At 59.0% G+C, this 3,244-nt stretch carries 3 protein-coding genes and 1 tRNA gene; 2 read left to right on the forward strand and 2 right to left on the reverse strand.

The features are described from left to right. On the forward strand, positions 1 to 421 hold a 421-nt coding region (locus WAW39_RS28685; protein ID WP_422322921.1), incomplete at its 5' end, for a 3-keto-disaccharide hydrolase. 682 nt (positions 422 to 1,103) lie between these two features. On the opposite strand, the gene WAW39_RS28690 is transcribed toward WAW39_RS28685, so the two are convergent. Beyond that, positions 1,104 to 1,178 (reverse strand) — tRNA-Thr (locus WAW39_RS28690). A 92-nt stretch (positions 1,179 to 1,270) separates the two neighbouring features. On the opposite strand from WAW39_RS28690, the gene WAW39_RS28695 reads away from it, so the two are divergent. Beyond that, on the forward strand, positions 1,271 to 2,041 hold the full coding sequence (locus tag WAW39_RS28695) for a TrmH family RNA methyltransferase (RefSeq protein ID WP_422322923.1): 771 nt from the start codon (positions 1,271 to 1,273) through the stop codon (positions 2,039 to 2,041). A gap of 2 nt (positions 2,042 to 2,043) precedes the next feature. On the opposite strand, the gene WAW39_RS28700 is transcribed toward WAW39_RS28695, so the two are convergent. Further along, positions 2,044 to 3,244 (reverse strand): Gfo/Idh/MocA family protein (locus tag WAW39_RS28700; protein WP_422322925.1); only part of this gene is annotated, 1,201 nt, incomplete at its 5' end.

A 3,244-nucleotide genomic window follows, 5' to 3' on the forward strand; every position in this document is an offset into this window, starting at 1 on the left:
CGGTTCAGGCAACGTGATGACGGTAGCGGCACCCAACACCGACTCAGGAGTCTTCCTGCGCGGCCAGCACAAGTCCCAGGTGAACATCTGGTGCTGGCCGGTTGGATCTGGCGAGGTGTGGGGCTACCGGACCGATCCAGCCTTTGACGCCAAGGTGCATGCCGGAGTGACACCCAAGGTGAAAGCGGACAAAACGATTGGCGAGTGGAACACGTTCCACATTATCATGAAAGGCGACCGCCTGACCGTCACGCTCAACGACAAGCTGATCATCCACGACGCCCAGCTACCTGGCATTCCACGCCAAGGACCGCTGGCCCTGCAGCTGCATCCTGAACGGAAGGACGGCGAATGGGGGGCCTCGCTTGTGCAATTTCGGGACATCCGCATCAAAGAGCTAAATGGTGATGCTGCGCAATAGCGTCCTTCCATCTTGTTGGAATGCGTTGCAAACAGGTGGCTGTAGGTGTCGAGGATGGTCTCAGTTCGCTCGGGCAAAGGATGCTTGGCATTTCAGCAGCAGCGCAGGTGGCGTCTGGCCGGACAAATGAGACGAAACAAGTTTCAGGAACCAGAATCAAATATGCCTGATTGTCCCTAGCGAGGAGGAGAGAGCGCACGGCGGCAAAGAATGACCAGCATCCCGGTTCATGTTCACGAACTGAAGTCGGCAAGCGAGCAGTCGCCTCGCCAATCATGTCATTACAATGTAAATCTAGGACCGACATGGCACTTGCGTTAACCAAACAGCTGAGGGGGCGGGCGCGGACGAGAGGTCAGGTGATCGTAATTCCCGACCTTCTTCCATTCCTGGCGGGCAGACTATCCGTTTTGGCACGGCGGGCGATTCAATAGGCTCTGTGGCCACGACATCGGAACACCACCGACAATTCAAGGGTCTGTCCTCCGCTGGATCAGGTCTTATCAAAGTCGAAACCGCTCAACACGCCGGTTGGCCCCTGCCATTCCGTAACGGATTTATAACGGTTTTTTGTGCATTTCGGTGCAATTTCAGACAGTTTGGCACAACTTTAGCCGATTGCCCCGTCACATTTATGACATCAGTAAATGACTCATCCTGAGTGACTTATGCACTTTTAAAATGGAGCCAGCAGTCGGGGTCGAACCGACGACCTGCGGTTTACAAAACCGCTGCTCTACCACTGAGCTATGCAGGCACATTCGTGAGGGGCTGTGATAATAAACGCCCGAGTTCATTCGGCAAATGGATTTACAACAGGATTAGCCGATAGATGGTCCCCTCCCCCGCATGCTCATCACCAGCTCCTCCAACGAACGCATCAAACACGCCCGCAGAGTCCGCGAAGGCCGTGAGCGCGACCTGATCTTCATCGAAGGCGAACGCCTCGTGGCTGAGTGCATCTCCTCCGGCCTCCCACTTCAGGCCTGCTTCACCGCCGCCGCGCCTTCCGCTTCCCAGCTGGCCCTGCTGGAGCGCATCTCCTGCCCGGTCTTCCAGCTCTCGGAATCCGTCCTCGAATCCTTGAGCGACACCACCTCCACCCAGGGCATCATCGTCATCGCTGAGCGCCCGTGGCCCGCGCTGGATGCCCTCTTTGCCAGGCCTGCTCCCCTCATCCTCGGCCTCGACCGCATCCAGGACCCCGGCAATCTCGGCACCCTCGTGCGCACCGCCGAATCCGCCGGCGCGAGCGGCATTTTCTCCTTCGCAGGCTCTGCGGACGCCTTCTCCCCCAAAACACTGCGCAGTTCCATGGGCTCCGCCTTCCGCCTGCCCATTCTGCCGGATGTCTCCGGCCTCGGCACCATCGAGACCTGCCGCAGCCGTGGTCTCAAAACCGTCGTCGCCACCGGCGAAGCCGATCTTCTCCATTACGACTACGACTGGCGACAGCCCACCCTCCTCATCCTCGGCAACGAAGGCCGTGGTGCCAGCGCCGAGATCATGGCCGCCTGTGATGCCCGCGTCCGCATTCCCCTCCACTCCCCCGTGGAATCCCTCAACGTCGCCGCCGCCGGAGCCGCGATCTTGTTTGAAGCGGTCAGGCAGCGCCGATAGCCTCACCCAATCTCCGGCAGCTTCCACTCCCCACGAAACGGCCGCGCATTCATGAGCGCGTTTGCCGCCTCGTCATTGGTGAAAGTCTCCGCCTTCGGATCCCACAGCAGCTTGCGTTTCGCCTTCAACGCCATCGCTGTGAGCTGCGGCAGCGTGTCCGAACGCACCGCCGTTTCAATGTCACAAATCGCCCGCTGCTTGTTCTTGATCGCATCCACAAAATTGCGCGTGTGCTCGATGCTGGCGATGAGCTTGATCGGCATCGTCCCCTCTTTGTTCGCGGGATCGCGCAGGATCGCATCATCACTCGCCTTGATGTTGCCCCGCAGCACATGAACCCAGCCGTTTTCACCAATGAACCGCGTGCCATGGCCGATGCCCATGTTCTTCTCGTTCACAAACGTGATCGGTGCCGCATTCGCATACTCCATGCGCATCTTCCACGTCAGCACAGCATCGCAGCCGCCTTTGTCAGGATACGTCGCCTCCCCTTCCACGCTGATCGGCCCCGTATCATCCGTCCCATTGCCCCACTGCGCGATGTCGAGGTGATGAATCCCCCAGCATGAGATCATGCCGAGAGAGAAATTCGTGATGTTCTCATGATTGTCGCGCTTGAGCTTGTCCACATTGAACGAAGACATCGGCGCAGGCCCCACCCAGCGATCCCAGTCCACCTCCGCAGGCACCGGTTGCTCCGGAAAATCAGGCCCGATCTTTCCTCCCGGCACGCCCACTTGAATCTCCTTCAGCTTGCCCAGCCGCCCGTTGCGCGCCAGTTCACAAGCCCAGCGAAATTTCAAATCACTGCGCTGCTGCGTGCCGAACTGAAACACGACGCCCGTCTTCTTCACCGCCGCCCGCACATGCTTGGACTCCTGCATCGACATGCCCATCGGCTTCTCATGGTAGATGTGCTTGCCATTCAGAATCGCATCCGTGGCCGGGATGCTGTGCCAGTGCACCGGCAGCGCCATCAGCACCGCATCGATGGACTTGTCCCGGTTAAGCTCATGAAAATCCCCCGGCACCTTCACATCCGCACTGCCATAACGTTCCGCCACTGCCTGCTGCGCACGCTCAATGTTCTTTTTGTTCACATCACAGACCGCCGTCACCCGCACATCCTCGTGATTCAAAAACGCCCGCATGTCATGCGTCCCCTGCGATCCCACCCCAATGACCCCCAGTGTGATCTTGTTC

It is taken from the genome of Prosthecobacter sp. (assembly GCF_049294395.1).
Classification (GTDB): Bacteria; Verrucomicrobiota; Verrucomicrobiia; order Verrucomicrobiales; family Verrucomicrobiaceae; genus Prosthecobacter.

What these genes read in the sequence shown, in the direction of transcription:
- WAW39_RS28695 (WP_422322923.1), top strand. Translation starts at nt 1,271, where the DNA reads ATGCTCATCACCAGCTCCTCCAACGAACGCATCAAACACGCCCGCAGA.